This is a genomic window from Microvenator marinus, assembly GCF_007993755.1.
Lineage (GTDB): Bacteria > Myxococcota_A > Bradymonadia > Bradymonadales > Bradymonadaceae > Allomicrovenator > Allomicrovenator marinus.
The window spans coordinates 3,252,507-3,271,798 of record NZ_CP042467.1; the positions used below are offsets into that span (position 1 = coordinate 3,252,507).

Annotated in this window: 16 protein-coding genes; 4 read left to right on the top strand and 12 right to left on the bottom strand. The window is 55.3% G+C overall.

Annotation, left to right across the window (positions count from 1 at the left end):
• Positions 1 to 52 precede the first annotated feature (52 nt).
• The 4 genes from thiD to FRD01_RS13370 form a co-directional block, all read right to left on the bottom strand.
• Positions 53 to 892, bottom strand: a complete 840-nt coding sequence (gene thiD / locus FRD01_RS13355; protein WP_146960415.1) for a bifunctional hydroxymethylpyrimidine kinase/phosphomethylpyrimidine kinase — start codon at positions 890 to 892, stop codon at positions 53 to 55.
• Positions 893 to 896: 4 nt separating this feature from the next.
• Positions 897 to 2,027, bottom strand: a complete 1,131-nt coding sequence (locus FRD01_RS13360; protein ID WP_146960417.1) for an alpha/beta hydrolase family protein — start codon at positions 2,025 to 2,027, stop codon at positions 897 to 899.
• Between the two features lie 2 nt (positions 2,028 to 2,029).
• Entirely contained in the window at positions 2,030 to 2,818 is a 789-nt protein-coding gene (uppS, locus tag FRD01_RS13365; RefSeq protein ID WP_146960419.1) for an undecaprenyl pyrophosphate synthase, read from the bottom strand.
• An 84-nt stretch (positions 2,819 to 2,902) separates the two neighbouring features.
• On the bottom strand, positions 2,903 to 3,490 hold the full coding sequence (locus FRD01_RS13370) for a hypothetical protein (RefSeq protein ID WP_146960421.1): 588 nt from the start codon (positions 3,488 to 3,490) through the stop codon (positions 2,903 to 2,905).
• Between the two features lie 152 nt (positions 3,491 to 3,642).
• Here FRD01_RS13370 and FRD01_RS13375 point away from each other — a divergent pair, with 152 nt between their 5' ends.
• Positions 3,643 to 6,885 (top strand): HEAT repeat domain-containing protein, encoded by a 3,243-nt coding sequence (locus FRD01_RS13375; RefSeq protein WP_146960423.1) that lies wholly within the window; start codon positions 3,643 to 3,645, stop codon positions 6,883 to 6,885.
• Positions 6,886 to 6,892: 7 nt separating this feature from the next.
• On the opposite strand, the gene recF is transcribed toward FRD01_RS13375, so the two are convergent.
• On the bottom strand, positions 6,893 to 8,026 hold the full coding sequence (gene recF, locus FRD01_RS13380) for a DNA replication/repair protein RecF (RefSeq protein ID WP_146960425.1): 1,134 nt from the start codon (positions 8,024 to 8,026) through the stop codon (positions 6,893 to 6,895).
• Between the two features lie 4 nt (positions 8,027 to 8,030).
• Positions 8,031 to 9,155, bottom strand: coding sequence for a DNA polymerase III subunit beta (dnaN, locus tag FRD01_RS13385; RefSeq protein ID WP_146960427.1), 1,125 nt, complete (start codon positions 9,153 to 9,155; stop codon positions 8,031 to 8,033).
• 371 nt (positions 9,156 to 9,526) lie between these two features.
• On the opposite strand from dnaN, the gene FRD01_RS13390 reads away from it, so the two are divergent.
• Positions 9,527 to 10,885 carry a DNA ligase gene (locus FRD01_RS13390; RefSeq protein ID WP_146960429.1) on the top strand — a complete coding sequence of 453 codons (1,359 nt, stop codon included), beginning with the start codon at positions 9,527 to 9,529 and terminating at the stop codon, positions 10,883 to 10,885.
• A 2-nt stretch (positions 10,886 to 10,887) separates the two neighbouring features.
• On the opposite strand, the gene FRD01_RS13395 is transcribed toward FRD01_RS13390, so the two are convergent.
• Positions 10,888 to 12,450, bottom strand: coding sequence for a CapA family protein (locus tag FRD01_RS13395; RefSeq protein WP_249755611.1), 1,563 nt, complete (start codon positions 12,448 to 12,450; stop codon positions 10,888 to 10,890).
• A 360-nt stretch (positions 12,451 to 12,810) separates the two neighbouring features.
• Here FRD01_RS13395 and csrA point away from each other — a divergent pair, with 360 nt between their 5' ends.
• Positions 12,811 to 12,999 (top strand): carbon storage regulator CsrA, encoded by a 189-nt coding sequence (csrA, locus tag FRD01_RS13400; protein ID WP_146960433.1) that lies wholly within the window; start codon positions 12,811 to 12,813, stop codon positions 12,997 to 12,999.
• Here the strand turns inward: csrA and FRD01_RS13405 are convergent.
• The gene (locus tag FRD01_RS13405) at positions 12,996 to 14,444 is read right to left on the bottom strand and encodes a nicotinate phosphoribosyltransferase (RefSeq protein ID WP_146960435.1); all 1,449 of its coding nucleotides are present in this window, start codon (positions 14,442 to 14,444) and stop codon (positions 12,996 to 12,998) included. The genes csrA and FRD01_RS13405 overlap by 4 nt on opposite strands.
• The gene (gene rph / locus FRD01_RS13410) at positions 14,441 to 15,193 is read right to left on the bottom strand and encodes a ribonuclease PH (protein WP_146960436.1); all 753 of its coding nucleotides are present in this window, start codon (positions 15,191 to 15,193) and stop codon (positions 14,441 to 14,443) included. The genes FRD01_RS13405 and rph overlap by 4 nt, the downstream gene beginning before the upstream one ends.
• Positions 15,194 to 15,306: 113 nt before the next feature.
• Between rph and sthA the strand changes: the two genes are divergently transcribed.
• Positions 15,307 to 16,692 carry a Si-specific NAD(P)(+) transhydrogenase gene (gene sthA, locus FRD01_RS13415; protein WP_146960438.1) on the top strand — a complete coding sequence of 462 codons (1,386 nt, stop codon included), beginning with the start codon at positions 15,307 to 15,309 and terminating at the stop codon, positions 16,690 to 16,692.
• On the opposite strand, the gene FRD01_RS13420 is transcribed toward sthA, so the two are convergent.
• From FRD01_RS13420 to FRD01_RS13430, 3 genes are read right to left on the bottom strand one after another with little or no spacing between them, the layout of a single operon-like run.
• Complete coding sequence (locus FRD01_RS13420; protein WP_146960440.1) at positions 16,679 to 17,365, bottom strand: TVP38/TMEM64 family protein; 687 nt, start codon at positions 17,363 to 17,365, stop codon at positions 16,679 to 16,681. The two genes, sthA and FRD01_RS13420, sit on opposite strands and share 14 nt — an antisense overlap.
• Positions 17,366 to 17,382: 17 nt before the next feature.
• Positions 17,383 to 18,132: a hypothetical protein gene (locus FRD01_RS13425; RefSeq protein ID WP_146960442.1), complete on the bottom strand. Its 750-nt coding sequence runs from the start codon at positions 18,130 to 18,132 to the stop codon at positions 17,383 to 17,385.
• Between the two features lie 10 nt (positions 18,133 to 18,142).
• Positions 18,143 to 18,979: an OmpA family protein gene (locus tag FRD01_RS13430; RefSeq protein ID WP_249755612.1), complete on the bottom strand. Its 837-nt coding sequence runs from the start codon at positions 18,977 to 18,979 to the stop codon at positions 18,143 to 18,145.
• Positions 18,980 to 19,292: the final 313 nt, after the last annotated feature.

Consider the following 19,292-nt stretch of genomic DNA (forward strand, 5'->3'; position numbering starts at 1 on the left):
CCGAGCGCGTGAGTGAAGGCCCTGAGACGAGAATGCAAAAAAAGGCTTATTTTTAGGAATTCCAGACCGAATGCATGGGATTGACTGGGGCGATACCTTCGCCGATTTCTGGGGCCATGAGGATGGCCTTGGTGATGAAGTCGCGTGCGTATTCAAGAGCGGCTTCGATGGTGGCGCCCTCGGCGAGTTTGGCGGTGATCGCGGCCGAGAAGGTGCAGCCCGAGCCGTGCACGCGCGGTGAGCGGATGCGGTCTGCGCCGAATTCCGTAAAGCCTGTGCCGTCGTAGAGGATGTCGCGCACGATATGGTCGAGGTGGCCGCCTTTGATGAGCACGGCCGGTGCGCCCATATCGAAGATGCGTTTGGCAGCCTCTTGCATGTCGCGAACATCGTCGACATCGCGGCCGATAAGGGCACGGGCCTCGAATCGGTTGGGCGTGATGATCATGGCGCGCGGCACCATAAGTGCGATGAAGGCTTTGACGGCTTGCTCCGGCATCAACGGGTCGCCGTGTTTCGAAACCATGACGGGGTCGACGACGAGTTTTTCGATGGGCCGGTCGTCGAGCATTTCCGCCACGAGCCCGATGACTCGGTCATTGCCGAGCGCACCGGTCTTGGCCGCGGTGGGATTGAGGTCGGACATCACGGCCTCGAATTGGGCTCGGATCACCGCGTCCGGCAACATCTCAACCGCGGTCACACCTTGCGTGTTCTGAGCCGTTACGAGCGTCAGAACCGAGGTGCCGAAGACTTTGGAGGCCGCGAAGGTCTTGAGGTCGGCCTGAATGCCTGCGCCACCGCCCGAATCGCTGCCCGCGATGGTGAGCGCAACTGCGGGTTGGAAGACTTCCTGGCCGTGACCGCCGAGCAATGTAAAGAGGTCCTTCATAGGTCTACTTGGTGTCGATCGTGACGTTTTGTATTGGGAGATTCATGGTGATGGCAGCCTGGTCTTGTGTGCGGCCTTGAAGTGCGGCGCGCAGGAGCATGGTGCTTGAGCCGTAGGTCAATGTGCGAAGCCCACCATCACTTGGGCCGTCCGCGCAAAGCGTGCACGTAATTCCGCAAGAGTTGTTCGCATCCAACATGTCGTTATGCCCGTAGGCGTTGGCCAGAAGGAGCGTTGCCGAGACCGAGGCGTCGAAGAATTGTTCGTAATTGTCGCCCTCGGGGGCGCAGGCCTGAAACCCTGTGGGTCCAAGGCCCGTGCCGATGATCAAGGTCGGAAGGCTGACTGGGAATGCGGTGTTCGCGACGCGAGGCTGTCCACCGAGCGGCCCGCCAGTACCGTCCACTGGGTCCAGACCAACGATGGCCTGGTAGAGGTTTTGCTCGCGGCGGAGAATGGTCCAGGCGACCTTTGCGCCTCGGCTATGTCCGGAGACGCCAAAATGGTCGAAGCTCGGGGTCACGCCGGTCACGGCGGCCAGATTGCCTCTCATCCAGTCATAGACTTCCTGGGCGTCATCGGCTTCTTCGGAGACCGACGGTGCGCCAAAGGCGCTCGTGCCCATCTGCGGCGCGACGACGATGAATCCATGGCTCGCGAGGTGTTCGAGGTAGTCGCTGTAATATCCCGTGCGCAGCGTAAACCCGTGGTGGAAAGCCACGACGGCGTAGATACCGGGCTCGGAGGGGGCGACGACGAGGATCTCGCGCGGCGCGCCGTTATCTCCGTCTTCGAGCTCAAAGCGCTGCGTCGCAAGAGGGCCTGAGGCGTATGCATCCGTGGTGCTCACATAGAGCGTTTCCGGAGGCATCGTCTGATTGTTTGTAGTGGTTTGGTTGTTGGTATTTGTCTGGTTGTTTGTGGTGGTCTGATTGTTGGTGGCCGTCTGGTTGTTGGTCTCGTTATTAGTGGCCGTCTGGTTATTGGTCCCATTCGTAGTTTGATCGGTCTGAGTCTGATTGTTTGTAGTGGTTTGGTTGTTTGTGAGAGGACGCGTGGGCGCCGCCTCATCACCACAGGCCAAGGTGATCACACTCATGAGTCCGAGCACAGAAAATCGAAGCATATTCTTCATGTTCATTCCTCTTCAGAGGTCTCGGAAAGCTGTGCACTTGTGAGCCCGAAACGTCTTTCACGGCTTCCAAAACTATTTAATGCGTCCCTTAGATGCACCTCATTGAAGTCTGGCCACATGGTATCTGTCACAAAAAATTCTGCGTAAGCTGCTTGCCACAAAAGGAAATTCGAAACTCTGAATTCTCCGCTCGTGCGGATGATGAGCTCAGGGTCAGGTATATTGCGGGTGTAGAGGTGGTCGGAGACGGTGTGCTCGTCGATATCTTCGGCACGCAATGTACCGTCAGAAATTTCTTTTGCGATGGCCTTTACGGCCGACAAAATTTCTTCTCGGCCTCCGTAAGAGACCGCAACTTGCAAGATAAGGTCGGAGTTATGGGCGGTAGCGTCTTCAAGCCCTTCCACGGCGCGGAGCAATCCGGGCGAAAGACGTGAGCGGTCCCCGATCATGCGCATGGCCACGCCGTTGTCGATAAGACGCTGGCGCTCCTTCTTGATGTAGACGTCGAATAGGGTCATGAGCCCGGTGACTTCGTCCTGTGGGCGGCCCCAGTTCTGGGAGCTAAACGCGTAGAGCGTCAGGTGCGGAATCTCCAGATAGCGGCAAGATTCTACGGTTCTGCGTACTGCGTTTGCGCCTTCGTGATGCCCCTTGATGCGCGGCATCCCGCGACCTTTGGCCCATCGGCCGTTGCCGTCCATAATGATGCCGACATGCTTCGGCATCGGGCCTGTGCAAGTCTTGAGTACAGCTTCATCTACGTGGAGTTTGGGTTTTCTGGCCAGCATAGTTCACCTCTTGGGCGAGACTGCTATCACAACGCAAATTTTGAGTCTATGAATCAAGTCTATCGAGGCAGACGCAGCTGAGCTTCAGAGACCTGGCTCGGTCTCTTTCAAGACTTGTTCGACGAGGGCAAGAGTCGCCTTTGTGCCGTAAGTCTCGGCCATTTCACGCAGCCGCTCTCGGTCCCATCGACCGAGCCGCAATGACGCCTCGAGACCTTGGCGAAGCTCGCTCAGCGCGACACCAGCCATTCCGTGGTGCTTGAGCAGATCGATGATGAACCACTCGGGAGTAGGATTCTCGGGGAATGCGACACGACGTAGAAGAATCCGCCGCCCCTCAAATTTGAACTCGCCACTACGCTTCGTGTTGTACGCTAGCGTCACTGCAAACATCGACGTCGACCCAAGGTTGAGGGCATTCCAATACAGCGGGCCGGTCAAAAGGAAAGGTTCGCCGTCCAAGAAGGCACGTAGTAACTCCTCGCTCGGCGGCGGTGCAGGTCCAAAACGCGTGGGGATTGGCGCATAATAGATTCCGTGCGCAGCTTCCCGCAGCTTTCCTTCCTTGACCAGCCGGCGCGCAAGCCGCGAGGGATTAGCACTCCATTGACGTAGTTCACGGGTGCGGTACGCCCGACCGGGCTCGAGTTCAGGTTGTGCGGCTTTGCTCATGTGGACTGTATTAAATCTACCGTAGAAAACATACAGTATTCAGATCCATTTGACAAAGGATCAGGCCTCTTTGGGCGATTGTTTTTTCTATCCAACCCCATTCATATCTGATTTAGTTGGGAGCTATTGCGCTCTTCTTCTCCGGGGAAATCATGGACCATCCAGAACGAGTCAGAACCACAATCCTGGAAGCACGCAGCCTGCCGCAGTCGGAGAGGCGTGCTAAAATTACCCAACTCTCGCATGGCTTCATGTCCGACCGATGGCTCGCCGTGGTGGTTGCCGCCCACGGTGGCGAATGGGATTTTGTTATCAAGGGGCTTCGTGACCCTTCACTATCTGTGCGTGCCAGCGCAGCCGCATTGTCGGCGCGGCATCTGACTCACCTCGACTCAGCTTTATTCGTCGATCTTGACGACCAGACCTTAGCGGTTTTCACCCGAAACCTACTTCGACGTGGAGGCAAGGATTTGGAAACTATTGCCGATGCGCTCATCGACGCTGGTCGACTATTTTTCGCTGCCCACCTTTTACCGGCTTGTTCCGAGGATTTCGTTCAAGAAAGACTTGATCTCGCCTGGCCGAATCTGATCTGGGCCCACCTAGCCAGATATTCACCCAACCCGCTTGTGGCCAATATCACGCGAGAGTTTCGATCGACGAAGCGACCAGATGAAGTTTGGGGGCGATATGACGGGCAGGTTTGGAAGTATCTTTCGCGTTATCGCCCTGCCGCAGTGATGGAGTGGGTCGAAAAGCACGCCGAAGTTACCCGCCTCCCAGAAGTCATCATTGATGCTGTCGATGAGCTTATTCTTCACGATATCAACCGCGTAATCCTCTGGTTATCTAAAGGCTCAAATCTCGGCTATTACCTTCCTGCTAGGCTGGTAAATCGTGCACGGTATGTGAAGACTGACGACCTCTTACCACTTGGTCGGGTGCTTTTGGAAAGGCGGCCAGAACTTTTTGCGAACTTGATTTCGAAGATGGACTATCCGGGCCGTGATCGACTCTTCGAGGCCGCGTCGGCAGAGCTCGAGACCAAGAATATTGAGTGGCCTATTGAGATTGTCGAGCGCCTCGGGGCACACCTTAGGGATAGAGAGGCGGCACGCATGTTGGAGCTTCCGCGGGCCAAAAAGGAAGGTTCTTGGCGCCGACGTCTAATGGGTTTGAGACTTTTGGAAAACGCTAGAGAGGCGCTGGCACCTGAGATTCGCTCGGCTCAAGCTCAGGAACGCGGTGAGGCATGGGCTGCATTAGTCAATGCGACGCGTTTAAACCGTGATGGATGGGAGCTTACGCTTGAGCGTCTACTGAAGACAAAGAATGAACAAGACCCCGTGCGTGCGGCCTATCTCGCCGAATTAGGACGAGTCCCTGGATATCAATTCAAAAGTCCTGAGCTCTTAGAAAGAGTCCTCGACCCAATCTTCGAGGCACGCGATGTATCGTGGGAGAGTCGACGGGCAGTGACTAAGATCGCTCAAAATCTTATGGTTTCTAGTGCATCTACACCTGATCTGCCCCAGTTTAGGCTGGGACTGACGCTCCTAGAGAAATTGGCTGGTCATTCCGGAACTCCGAATCTACCACTCCTCTATCTTGGGCTACCAAAAGGTGCCGAAGGAGCTATTTTTACGGCGATCAAACCTTGGCTTGAGGCTGCAAAATCTCGTCAGATGTACTCGCATATCTACGAATTCTATTCGTCACTTGGGAAACGAGCGTGGAATGTCAAAGAGCTTGAGGACATGGTCGAAAACATCATGTGGAAGGGTCAAAAGATCGAGGCATATACCGCGGCCGAATACTGGTTAAGGAACCCGGCCACACGGGGAGAAAGGGCCCTCAAGATGCTCAAGAAGGACGGGTCTGCGATCCATCTTGACCCGGTGTTTGTGTATTGCGCTCGTCGGCATCAATCCTTGATGATGCCTCGATTTTCCAAACCTGTGAGAGGTCGATTCAATAGCGGAAAAGTAGATTATGTTCCTCAGATCGATCGTGGTTTTTGGAGGTGGACCGAAGAACAACAAAAGGCGTTTGCACGGTTGGTTAGGCGTGCTTCACGAGAAGAAGACCAGTTTGGGCACTCAAGAGCTTGGATGATCAGGCAGCTCGGATACATCCCGGTGATGGGTATCCGAGACTTTGAAGCCGATTTGAAGTCAAAAGATGTGTTGGTCCAGGAGGCCGCGCTCGGAGCTCTTGTTTGGCTTGATGATCCGCGTGGTGTCCTCGACGTTTTAATATCTCATTTGCACACGGATAGAGCACGTGTCGCGATGTACGGACTGCAACGTCTTTCACGCGTCATTCCGGGAGATGAACTTGTGGATGGCTTGGAGGAATTGCTCCAACGAGACCGTCTCAAGGTTACCGTCCATAAGGAAGCTCTAAGACTCTTAGGCCAGGTGGGAAGCCAGCGCGCTTTGCGACTCCTACACACGCAATTTGGAAAATCGCTGCACCGAGATACAAGGATCGCGACTCTTCATTCGGCCCGCTCAACTCTAGACAATCCTTTGTCATGGCAAATACTTGAGGCGGCGACTCAAGACCCTGACAAGGACGTTGTTCGAGCGGTCTTCGAAGTCCCTGTCGCGAATATTCCCTTGATCCAGCAGCGACGCTATTTGAAGTTGATGCTTGGCATCAGGCCCGCGGATCCCGAAACCTGGCAGAATCTAGCTAAGACAATCACCCAGGGTTGGTATCTTGTAGATCTGGACGCGGCGTTAAGGTTTGGCTTTCGTGTTTTGGCGGATCCGGATCCGAACGTTCCATGGCGCTCCATACTAAGCTTGCTAAAGCAAGCAATGAGAGAACCCGAATCTCATGACACGTTGGAAACCCTGATTCTTCAGCTTACCGACCGTGCGGATTCAGAGTTTAAAGTTCAGAAAGACCACGACCAAGACGCATTCTGGCGACTCAAAGAGATTTTTGATGTGTTCATTAACAATCGTCACAAGACATGTCGTGCATTCAATAAGAGACTTGGGGCCGAGATTTCCAAGCGTGAAAACTGGTGGGCTGATGGTGCACGACTCTTCTTACTGGGATGTGAGATTGAGGAGCTGTTTTCCGAGTTCAGTACATGGGTTGGACGGTCTTCCAATCCATTGACCATAGTTCGACTCGAAGACGTGGCCAGGGAATTGGCGTCGCATCGTGAAATAGGTTGGGATTCTCAAGCGGCGTCTGACTTGTGTGAAAGATTCGTGCGTGCAGACGATGCCCAGATGCGCCGAGTAAGTTTGGGTTTTTTGAGGGTGTTCGGAGCGCGATGGCATTGGGGTCCAGCCTGGGTAGACCTCTTGAATGCCTTACGAGCGGACGAGGATCTTGAAACCAGATTGGCAGCTCGGTCTGTGATTGCGACCTGAAAGTAGGCTAAATGATATTCCCCTCGGATACGTTGAACGCCTGCACATCATCGTCCAACAGAATGTAGTCGCGATGCGTGGTCGTAATGAAGACCTGCCCGTCTGGCCGACCTCTGAGGAAGTCAAACAAGTAGCGGTTTCGCTCGCGATCGAGCTCACTCGAGACATCATCGAGCAAGAGAATCGGTGCGAAACGGTAGCGCTCTTCGAGGTACCGAATCTCAGCGATCTTCATGGCTAGGACAAAGGCTCGGTGTTGTCCCTGACTTGCGAACGTCCGCACGCTATGGCCGTTCAGGAAGCTCAGGAGGTCGTCTCGATGCGGGCCGACCATGGTGTAGCCTCGCTCGCGCTCAACGCCCTTAAAGCTCGCGATAGCGCCTTCCAGGCACTTTTCAATCTCGACTCGCTCCATGGGCAAATCTGAGACCGACTCGTCGTCCTCGTTGTTGAGGTCCCCGTTATGCCAGGGCGTGGAGTAGTGGATGTCGGCCTCGAACTCAGGGTCAAAAATCTGCCTGAAAGTCGCCACCATCACCGGTCTGAAATTCTCGATGAAATCAAGGCGCCTCATGATGATATCGGTGCCGTACTGGATGAGCTGCTCGTCGTAGATTGAGAGTAGCGCGGCATCAGGGCGCGGGGTCTTAAGCAGCGCATTTCTCTGCTTAAGCACCTCTTCGTAGTGTTGGGTCTCGAGTGCGAACGCGGGATGCGCGTTGAAGATGGCGCGGTCCATAAACCGGCGGCGCTCGGCCGGCCCGCCTTTGAGGATCTGGATGTCCTCGGGGCCAAACATCACCACATTTACCGTGCCGAAGAAGTCGCTCAGGTTTCGGACAGGATTATTGTTGAGCAAGACCTTTTTGCCGCGTTGATGCACCTGAAGTTTGACGAGTCGCTCGCTTCCACCGCGCTCTACAAGGGCCTCGAGTTCGGCCTCGGCGTGGCCGTGTTGGATAAGTGCGGCGTTGGTCTGAGGCCTAAAGCTCTTGACGGCGCTCAATAGATAGATGGCCTCTAAGAGGTTGGTCTTCCCTTGCCCGTTTTGGCCCCAGAAGATGTTGAAGCGCGGATGCGGCGTCAGGTCCAGAGACTCGATGTTCCGGAAATGCCTTAGGCGCAAAGCCTGTACGTGCATGGCGTCACAGACGCATCGGCATCACCACGAAGAGCATTTCTTCGCGTGAGGTGTCTCGCACAAGAGTTGGCGAGAGGGTGTCGATGATCTCGATAGAGACTTCGTCGCCGTCGAGGGCGTTGATGACCTCGAGCAGGTACTTGTAGTTGTAGCCGGCTTTGACCGCAGGTCCCGAATACTCCACAGGAACGGTCTTAAGACCCTCGCCGCGGTCAGGGTCGGTGGCATAGAGCTCAAGGCCGGTATCACTGAGCGAGAGCCGGACGTTGCTGGTCTTCGAGTTCGAGAAAATGCTCACGAACTTGAGTGCCTGGTGCAGGCTATCTTTGTCCAGGAGCGCCTTCTTGTCGGACTCTTTCGGAAGGACTTGAGTAAAGTCCGGGAAGGAGCCGTCGATAAGGCGGACCGAGAGCGAGAGTGGCCCATGCTTGAAGACGATATTGTTGTCTTTGAGACCGAATGAGAGCTCAGGACCTTTGGCGTCAACCACGCGCTTGAGCTCGTTGAGACCTTTGCGTGGGATGATGATGCCGTCGCGCAAAACCTTAGGCGTAGAGCCGCTGACTTCGAAAGCCTCGGGCTGCGCCTCGATCTTGGAGAGACGGTGGCCATCGGTGGAGACCATGAGCAGCGTGTTGGCGTCCGTGAGTCGGAAGAAGGCACCGGTCAGGTTTGGACGTGCGTCGTCTGTGGACACGCTGAAGATGGTCTTGTCAATCATGTCGAGCAGGCGCTCGGTGCCGATCGGGAACATCTCGACATCGGTGGTATCGAGGATTTGAGGGAAGTCGTCAGGGTGTGTGCCTGCGATGCGGCAGTTCACGGTGCCGGACTGAAGTTTCGCCCAGTAGTTGTCCTCAACCTCGATGGAGATTTCGCCGTTCTCGAGGTTCTTAACGATATCGAAAAGGTTCTTAGCCGCGAGTGTGACCTTGCCTGGCTCGAGCACTTCGCAAGGGCATGACGTGGAGACCGAAATATCCAGATCGGTGGCGTGAAACGTCAAGGTTTCGCCATTCGCTTCAAGAAGGACGTTTGAAAGGATAGCAAGGGTGCTTCGCTGACTTACGACGCCCTGTACCTTAAAAAGCTCTGATGCAAGGTCTTCTCGAGAAATCCGGATTTTCATGACGCTTTTGACTCCAACAAGGTTTGTTGAGCCGCACAACTCACCATAGCTTAGGGCCTTGTGCAAGCCCTAATTTGCCTCAAGCTTACAAAGCGCTCTTGTACTAGATCTAAAACAAATCAAATTTCATTTGATTGGATCCTCAGTAGTTTTAGTAGGGGCTGTTGAAAGTGTGGAAATCGTCTCTAGGCCTGATATATACTAGATGAGGCGTTCGTCGAATCTCTGTGGAAATCGGTCATCAATTCGTGGGGAAAGAACTCACTTGGAGTTTTCCACCGAAGATCACAGACTAGATCACAGGCAGATCTCCACACTTTCCACATTTTTTTCCACAGGGCACTTCGGGCGGTGAAGTTGTCAGAGAAGAGATGAATCGCCATACTCCCAAGATTACCAGAGAGGTCGTGATGACTGAAGAGAATGAACTGCCGAGGGTTCAGGGCAAGACGGTGGTGCTTACCGGGGCATTGACTGGAATGACGCGCGCTGAGGCTACGGCTGCTTTGGAGGCGATCGGAGCCTACGTATTGCCTTCCGTCACGAAGAAGACGGACATGGTGTTCTACGGTGGAAAGCCCGGGTCGAAGCTCGCCAAAGCCGAGTCGCTGGGAATTCCGGTCTATGATGAGAGTGTGTTGAACGCGCTTTTGGAGTCCGAGCCCATCGTGGCGGTGGAATCTCGGGATGCACCTTCAGCCAAAGTCCTTCAGGAGATCGAAGACGGTGAAGTTGTAGAGGTCAAGGGCTCAGGGGCGTCTCCTTATCAGGTCAAGAATGTGGGCGGGGTCTATTCGTGTTCATGCCCGGCTTGGCGCAATCAATCGGTCGCTATTGATGTCCGGACCTGCAAGCATTTGCGGGCGATTCGCGGCGAGGAAGCTGAGGCTGAGCGATGCGGCGGTGAGCATAATGTTCGCAAGACCGCGAAAACTGAGAGCGATAAGCCCCAGCTCCTCTTGGCGCAGAGTTGGGAGACCCATGTCGATCCTTCGGGCTGGTGGATGAGTGAGAAGCTCGATGGTGTCAGGGCGTATTGGGACGGCTCCACGTTCTGGTCGCGGCAGGGAAATGAGTTTTTGGCACCCGATTGGTTCGTCGAAGGTCTTCCCGAGACGCCGTTGGACGGTGAGCTCTGGATGGCTCGGGGCGCATTCCAAAAGACGGTGGGGATTGTGAAGCGGCAGGATAGAGGCAAGCTCTGGGCGGACCTAAAGTACGTGGTTTTCGATGCGCCGGACCACGGTGGTGTGTTCGAAGACCGCCTGGACTTTCTCCACAAAACTCTCGCGCCCGGTGCGCATGAATACGGGCTCGCCCTTGAGCACGCGCTTTGTGAAGGCTTTGACCACCTGGCAGAAGAACTGAGGCGCGTGGAGTCGCTCGGTGGCGAAGGGCTGATGCTCCGCGAGAAGGGGTCACTCTATATTGGGAGCCGTTCAACCACGCTGCTAAAGGTCAAGACGTTCTACGATGCCGAGGCTAAAGTCATTGGCTACACGGACGGTGCTGGGCGTCATCGGGGTCGAATTGGCGCGCTGATGTTGGCCCGGCCTGACGGTATCACCTTCAATTGCGGGACGGGTTTGTCCGATGCTGAACGCAAAAATCCGCCGGCGCTCGGCACCATAGTAACGTACCGATTCCAGGAGCTGACGGATGGTGGTGTGCCGCGTTTCCCCTCGTACATTGGTGTTCGAGCAGACGCTGAATGGCCAGACGATGCTTAGAACTATTCTTGGATGGGTGTCGGGATACAGACTTTGCGCAATGTTCCGGGCTGATTGAGGCGTTGCTCGACTTCGCACGAGTAGCCCTCACGGCATTCACCGCTTTCGGTGCATTGAAGCACGCAGCTGCCGTTACCGTCACCCAAATCCACACAGAATGTAGTCGGGCGTCGGGCGAGGTCAGGACAGGTGGTTGTGCACGGCATGGTGCAAAATCCGCCGGGCAAGTCTGTGTCGCACTGTGTGTCTTGTGAGCACGAATCGCTGGACTCGCACGAGCCACCAACCCAACCATCGTGGGCGTGAGGCGCAACCCAGTCTGGGTCGCATTGAGGGTTTGTGACGAGGTCATCATTGGGTGAGAGTAGATAGCGGCTCCCCATAAGACGCGTGACGTGCTGGCGAGCATCCGCGTATTTTCCAACGCGGTCCACGGATTCAAGGGTGAGTCCGTTGCCGGTATCTGTCATATGGAGCGGTATGTATCGTGCCCCACGAACTTTGACGCCTTCGGCAGTTCGGGCGAGCCCAAGGTAGAGGATAAGTGTGGAACGCCGAGGTAGTTGGCGCTGCCCGCTCACAAAGTTGCCGTGGGAATACATTACGAAAGTCTCTCGACCATCGGATGTCACATAGCGCTCCCAGGGCTGAATCACGTGGGGATGATTTCCGAGGATAGCGATGGCACCGGCTTCCAAGAATCGATGGGCCAGTTGGAACTGTTCGCGGCTTGGGTTGGCCGTATATTCTGCTCCCCAATGCGGTGTCACAATCACCGCGTCCAGGTCGCTGCGCGCGGAAAGTGTCTGGATCATCGACTCGATCTTGTCCGCGTGTTGAAAGCACATCAAGACTTGCTTGTGAGGGTCAGGGATACCGTTGGTTCCATAGGTGCACGCCAGGAACGCGACTTTCCAGCCTTTGGCCTCGACAACGGTCCACCAGTCTTCGCTCGAGCTATCGCTCTTTCGCACGCCGGTGTGAGGCAAGCCACGTTGGTTCAATTCGTCAATAGTGCGGTCTGCCCCAAGGCTTCGGCGGTCCAAGCTGTGGTTATTCGCTGTGGAAACCACGTCCACGCCGCTTGCCATCAAGTCGTCTAGCAGAGCCGGGTGGTAGTTGAACATCGGGTAGCTGGTGTAGACGACATTATCATAACGCAGTCCCGGGTCTGGGACGTCGCGACCGTATGCATTGGTTCCGGGAGCGGTGGGGCCCTCCAGATTTGCGTAGGTAATGTCTGCCTGCTCCATCAGGTCTTTGACCCCGCTCCATAGGCTTATGTAGCGGTCAGGCTCAGCAAAGGCTTGTTGTTGGAGTCGGGCGTGAAGCAGCACATCTCCAACCGACGCAATGGTTAACTCGTCTCCGGTCTCACACGCCGCATCGAACTCAATGTCTGCACCAAATCCGGTGGGCGAATCGGCCTTTCCAGCGACGAATTCTTCGTACTCGTCGCCTTCTTCGGTATCACCCGAAGGATCAAAGTTGAGTTCTTCAGTATCATCGGTACCGCAGGCCACTAGTGCCGAACACGTCAACGCCAGCCAAAAAATTCGCCTCATAACTCCTCCATCCATTCATCAAATCAGCACGCGGTTTCTACGTGAATTCTCAGGGATCGGCAAATGAAGCGACGTTTAGACGTCTTGGTTTTCAATTTGTAGACGAAGAGTCCTATTTTTGTGGTTCGATCAGTGCTTCTAATGGGGCTTATAAGTATCTGTAAAACAAACGATTTATGGGGTTTTGTATGGACCGCCCCTTTCCGATAGTGCCTGCTTGCACAAAAAATTTCCTCAAATCCCTAAGCTCCGCTAAGATGGCAGGAGTCGTGCCGTTGCGGGTTTGGAGTGATTGTCACCCGAGCAATGGACATTAGGGTAGTGAAGTAGGTACTTCACTCCGCCAAGGAGATGGGCCGTATGTTGACCCTGACCAGGAAGGTTGGTGAATCGATACGGATTGGTAACGATATAGAAATCGTCGTCAAAGAGATTCGTCGCAATCAGGTTCGTATCGGAATAATCGCACCACGCGACGTGCCAATCTATCGAGAAGAAGTTTACGATAACCTCAAGCCTGAAGACGGTGATGAGGACCCTGAGTCCTAAGGCTGCGCAAGCCCTCGGGCCTTGAGGATAAGCTCTGTTTTGAGCGTATGCAGTCTTGCGTCAAATCCCACTGGATATTCATGGGGGTTCATGAATCTGCGAATCGACGCGTGGAATTTAAGCAGCTCAGTGCGCGCGCGCCGGCGTGCCGCCTCAGCGCCCGGGCTTTGATAGACACGAGAACCGTCCCTGAATATCGGAACGAGGAGCTCCTCAAATTCAAAGGTCGAGACCGGTTTTCGCCTCGTGAAATCAGCCGGGTCCACAAGCGTTGCGGGTTCATCAATGCCAGAAAGTTCGTCGTAAATCAGGTCGCCTGCGTAGGTCTGACCATCAAAGTAGCGGCGAACGCCAAGGATGCCAGGCGTGGATACCTTCACCGCTTGTTCTGAGAGTTTGAGTCGATGTTCCCAATCGCCACCTTTCTCTCGAATCGCGGCGAGCTTGTATACGCCGCCGAGCGCGGGCTGGTCGTAGGCCGTGGCCAATTGTGTGCCGACGCCCCAGACATCAATTCTTGCGCCCTGAGCCTTCAAAGACTCGATGATATTCTCGTTCAAATCATTGCTCGCCACGATCTTGGCGTCGTTCAGCCCAGCCTGGTCCAGAATCTTTCGGGCCTCGATCGAAAGATAGGCTAAATCTCCGGAATCCAGACGAATTCCACCGAGTCGGTGCCCCTTTTCCTCAATGATTTTGGCCATTTCAGTCGCACGACGCACACCGTCGAGGGTGTCGTAGGTATCCACCAAAAAGACCGAGTTATGAGGCATGGCGCGGGCATAAGCTTCAAACGCTTCGCGCTCAGTATCAAAGGACATCACCCAGCTATGGGCGTGGGTTCCCTTCACAGGAATGCCGAATTTCATTCCGGCGAGCACGTTTGACGTGGCGTCAGCCCCGCCGACATATGCCGCGCGGCTGGCCGCCATGGCGCCATCTGGGCCCTGGGCACGTCTCATGCCGAACTCAAGGAGTTGATCGTCCTTCACGGCTTCTCGGAGCCGCGATGCTTTCGTAGCGATGAGTGTCTCGAAATTCACAAAATTCAGTAATGGCGTTTCAATCAGCTGACATTGTGAGATAGGACCCCGAACTCGGATCAAGGGTTCGTTTGCAAAGACGGGTGTGCCCTCTTCCACGGCATCCACGTCGCATGTGAACTTGAGCTCGGCCATCGCATCCAGAAAGTCCTCAGAAAACAGACGTTTTCCGTCTGCACCCGTCAGTCTTGAAAGATAGGAGATTTCTTCACTTGAAAACCGAAAGTTCTCTAGAAACTCGGCGGCCCTTTCAAGCCCACATGCCAGCGCATAACCGCCTTTGAACGGGGGCTTCCTGAAGTAGAGATGGAAGACCGCCTCATCCTCGGCTTTGCCTGACTGGTAGTAGGCATCGGCCATGGTGAGTTGGTAGAGATCGGTGAGAAGTACGGAGTGATTCATTCGAAAAGTGGGGCGTAGAACGGGTCTTCACCAAGGGCGGCCCGTTGGATTTGATTTAGGTCCTTGATGCCTTTTTTGGCGAGCACGAGGAGCGAATCGAGCTCTTCCTGCGTATAGGTGGCTTCTTCGCCGGTTCCCTGAACTTCGATGAATCGGCCGGAACCGGTCATGACCACGTTCATATCGACCGCGGCTGCCACGTCTTCGACGTAAGGGAGGTCGAGCATGGCCACGCCGTCGACAACACCTACCGAGACCGCTGCGACCGAGAAGTTAAGCGGGTTTTCTTCGATCAGGCCCTGATCTTTGAGGCGTTTGCAAGCCTGTGCCAGGGCGACGAACGCGCCGGTGATAGCGGTGGTTCGGGTGCCACCGTCGGCTTGGAGGACTTCGCAATCGAGCGTGATGGTGCGGGGTCCAAGCTTGTTGAGGTTCATGGCGGCGCGCAGGCTTCGGCCGATGAGTCGCTGGATTTCTTGAGTACGGCCACTGATCTGGCCACGCCGGCCTTCGCGATTGGAGCGAGGTGTGGTGGACGCGGGGAGCATCATGTACTCGGCGGTCACCCAGCCTTTGCCGGGTTCTTCGCGTTGCATCCATCTCGGGACTGATTCCTCGATCGATGCCGAGCACCACAAGATGGTGTCGCCACACCGGATGAGTACGGAGGACGCCGGGGACGCCGTGAAATCCGTGGTGATGAGTAGGGGTCGAAGTTCGTCGAGTTCGCGTCCGTCGTGTCTCTGCATTCTTTGCTCCTTTGGTTTACAACTTTGAACTTGGTAGACGACGTGGGGTATGCGGTCAACGCTCTCGGTGGTATAAGCCTTGCCCGAAGATTCCCCGGTCCAAAGGAACTCAGATGATGTACGACGTGGTGGTGATAGGAAGTGGCCCAGGCGGTGAAGGCGCGGCGATGACGGCCGCGAAGGCTGGGAAGAAGGTGGCGATTATCGACCGCTACAAAGAGGTCGGTGGTGGTTGTGTGCACTGGGGAACGATTCCGAGCAAGGTGCTGCGCCACGCGGTGATGGAGTACGTGGATTTCCGGAAGAATCCGCTCTTCCAGAGTCATATCGAGAATCTGAACGTCACGTTCCCACAGCTTCTCGGAGCGGCCGGGCGAGTGATTGAAAAACAATCGAGCCTACGTAAAAGATTTTATGAGCGAAACACCGTTCGCTTTATCGACGGACACGCCCGATTTGTGGACCCGAACACCGTTGAGGTGATGAGTGACGAGAACGTCATCGAGCGTGTGACCGGAAAGAAATTTGTGATTGCGGTGGGAACTAAACCCTATCGTCCTTCCGATGTGGATTTCAAACATCCGCGAGTTTTGGACGCCGACACGGTGCTTCAGCTGGACACGACTCCAGGCACGATCACCATTTACGGTGCGGGTGTTATCGGTTGTGAGTACGCGTCGATCTTCAGGAATCTCGACTGCAAGATTAACCTGGTCAACACGCGCGACAAGCTCCTTAGCTTCCTCGATGACGAGATTATTGATGCGCTGAGCTACCATCTTCGCGATCAGGGCGCGCTGATTCGGCATAATGAAGAGTACGCCAAAGTGGTGCCTTTTGATGACCACGTGGAGCTTCATCTCAAGTCAGGCAAAGTGCTCAAGAGTGAGTATCTGCTTTGGGCTCAGGGGCGCACTGGCAATACCAAGGGGCTTGGGCTTGAGAATGTGGAGCTCTCTACGAACTCGAGATTGCAGCTCGACGTTAATGAGAATTACCAGACCTCACAGCCGCATATCTACGCCGTGGGCGATGTGGTGGGCTTTCCGGGGCTTGCTTCGGCGAGTTACGATCAGGGGCGTTTTGCGGCGCAACATGCGGTGCATGGGGAGTGCAATCGGCGTCTTGTGGACAACATTCCATCAGGGATTTGGACCAGTCCGGAGATCTCTTGCATTGGGCCGACCGAGAAGGAATTGACCGAAAAACAAATCCCCTATGAAGTCGGACACGCCCTCTTCCGAAGCCTCGCCCGCGCCCAGATTGTGCGCTGTGAGGTTGGGATGCTCAAGATTCTCTTCCACCGCGAGACGCATGAGATCTTGGCGATTCACTGTTTTGGGCATCAGGCGGCCGAGATCGTACACATTGGACAGGCGATCATGGCCCAGAAGAACGGCGCGAATACGCTTCACTATTTTGCGGATACCACGTTCAACTATCCAACCATGGCCGAGGCCTACCGTGTGGCCGCGCTGAACGGGCTTAATCGGCTTTAGTCCGTTTCTTCAACCGGTTCAGGACCCAGGGAAGGGCGAGGCTTAGCGCGAACAACGCAAGCGCTACGGCACTGCGCGCAGATACCAGTTCGCTCAAGTCTCCGGCTTGCCACGCCTGCCTGATAGCGCTCCCCATGAACACAAAGACAAACGTGCCGGGGAGGATTCCGAGGAGCGTTCCCCAGAAGAAGTCTCGGAATCTGATGCCGCTCAGTGGTGCCAAGTAGTTGAGCACTACGAAGGGAACGTAGGCCATCCTCAGGTACGCTACTGCCATGAGCCCCCGAGTGGTCATGAGGTCGTTGATCTTACTGGTCCACTGGCCCACTCTGCCTTCGGAGCCGAGGACCTCGTTGACCGCGTCGCGGCCGAGATAGCGTGCGATAAAGAAGGACAATGTCGCCCCGATCATTGCCCCGATGATCACCAGTGCAAACGCGATATGGAGCGGGAAGACAGCGCCGCCGATCAGCGTAATCACAGTCCCAGGAGCGGTGAGCACGATAAGTATGGCGTAGCCGACCACGTAGATGAGTGGGCCGAGTAGGCCTAGCTCGACGAGCTTTTCTTCGATCAGGGCGTGGTTGCTAAGTGCGGGAAGCCCCCAGAACTGGATCAGAATGAGGGCGGCGCCAAGGAAGATGACCAGACCGGTGAATTTAAGCCATTTCATACTCGATGCCGCGATTGCTAAAGGAGTGAGATTCCGCGGTAGGTCGTGCGCATGACACGCTCAAGGCGTTCGGTTCGGTTTTCTAGAGTTGCGTTGACACGGCGAGCTAGTTCTTCGAGGCGGTCGAACTCTTCGCGCGCAGCACGAATGCGGGTCATGGAGAGTTCGAAGTCGTCGTCGGTGTACTCTGGGCGGCGGCGGTTGAGTTCGTTTTCGGTCTGACGAAGGTCTGCGCGTGCGGCAGCAACCCAGGTCAAGACCTCCTGAATCACGCGCGGTGCCCTAAGGAGTGCTTGGTCGATTTCGGCCTTGTTGTGGCGCAATTTGTCCACCACTCGAATGGCGTCGAGCGCCTCTTCGCGCTCTGGTGGTGGGAGTTCGTAGAGCGCGGTTTCCAGCGCAGGAAGTGGAGGAACGGCGCATTTGACGCCCAACTTGTCGGCGACGATTGCAGGCTCGGATTCTGGCTCCACTTCTTCCCAGACGGCTTGCGTGACACATGCCATCGCGGTGTGTTTGAAGAGGTCTTTTGGGAACGGGTCCTCGTACGAAATCTTGGCGTCGAAGAACCGGGTTTCAAGGGATTCGACCTCCAAAATAGCGCTGCTCAACGAGTTCTCAAGCTCTACGAGCTGGTTGAGTCTGCTCTGCGTGCGCTCGACTTGGGGCGCGACTTCTACCGGCGCAAGGCCGGTGGTGCGGCCGCAGCTCAGCCCCAGAACAAAACTGAGGGCGAGCCCCAAAGATTTAAGAGAAGGTCGTGACATCACGACCAGATTACCCCTCGAGGACTTCTTTTGGAAGCTTCGGGAGCTCGTCGAGGTTCGGAAGGAGGATGATTTCGATACGACGATTAGCCGCTTTGCCATCATCCGTGCTGTTATCCGCGACCGGGTCAAATTCGCCGTAGCCTGCAGCAGCCATGGCATTTGGCGAGACGCCAGCCTCTTGCAGGTAGGTCACGACGTTGACCGCGCGTGCCGTGGAGAGCTCCCAGTTCGACTTAAACCGCCCGGAAGAAATCGGCACATTATCGGTGTGACCAGCGACCAAGAACTTGCGGTTTTGAATGGTCGCAAGGATGCCGGCGAGCTCGGTGAGCGCGTCTTGTCCTTCCTTTTTGACGTCGGTTTTTCCGGACTCAAAGAGGATATTGTTGGAGAGCTGAAGGACCATATTTCCGTTGCGGATTTTGACCTGGAGCTTTCCGGTTTTGACCATGCTCGCGAGCTGTTCGGTGAGTTTTCGGTACTCGGCGAGTCGCTTCTCTTGAAGCACTTTTTGTTTGCGCAGCTCGTCGAGTTCCGTTTTGGTTGCCGCAAGAGCTTTCTCGAGGCCACCCGTCTTATCTTCGTACATAGAGAGCTCGGCTCGAGCATCAGCGATCTCGGCCGAGAGTTGTGTTTCTTTGGTTTCGAGCTCGGCGATTCGTCCTTCGAGTTCCGCGATTTTTTGATTGAGCGCTGCCTCGTTTTGCTCTTTTTCCTGCTGGGTTTCCGCGAGCTGCATGCGCGTGTTTTCGAGATCTTTGACTACCGCGTTGTGCACATCTTCGCTGATGCCACAGGCGCTCAAAGAGATTGCGAGCAATGAAAGAATAATCTTCTTGATCATGTCATCCTCTTGGTTTGTTGGCTGCGCAGGTGAGTGCGCAAGACCGTTCATTTAAAAACAACTTGGGGCGACCTTACTCGAAAACCGAATGCAGGGCAGCCCCAAATATGTTTCCAGGGTCAGAGGATGGAGGCTGTGGACATTTTATGTCCATGGTGTGCGCATCTGCTGTTTTGGTGAGCAAGCTGTCGCACTTCAGTCCAACCCCGGCGACGCCGATAACAATCGGAATAATAGGAGCTTATGGCGTTGCGGCAGTTTTGGCACGAGTTTCGCTCTAACACCCTGCATGTCCGAGAGGACGAACAATACG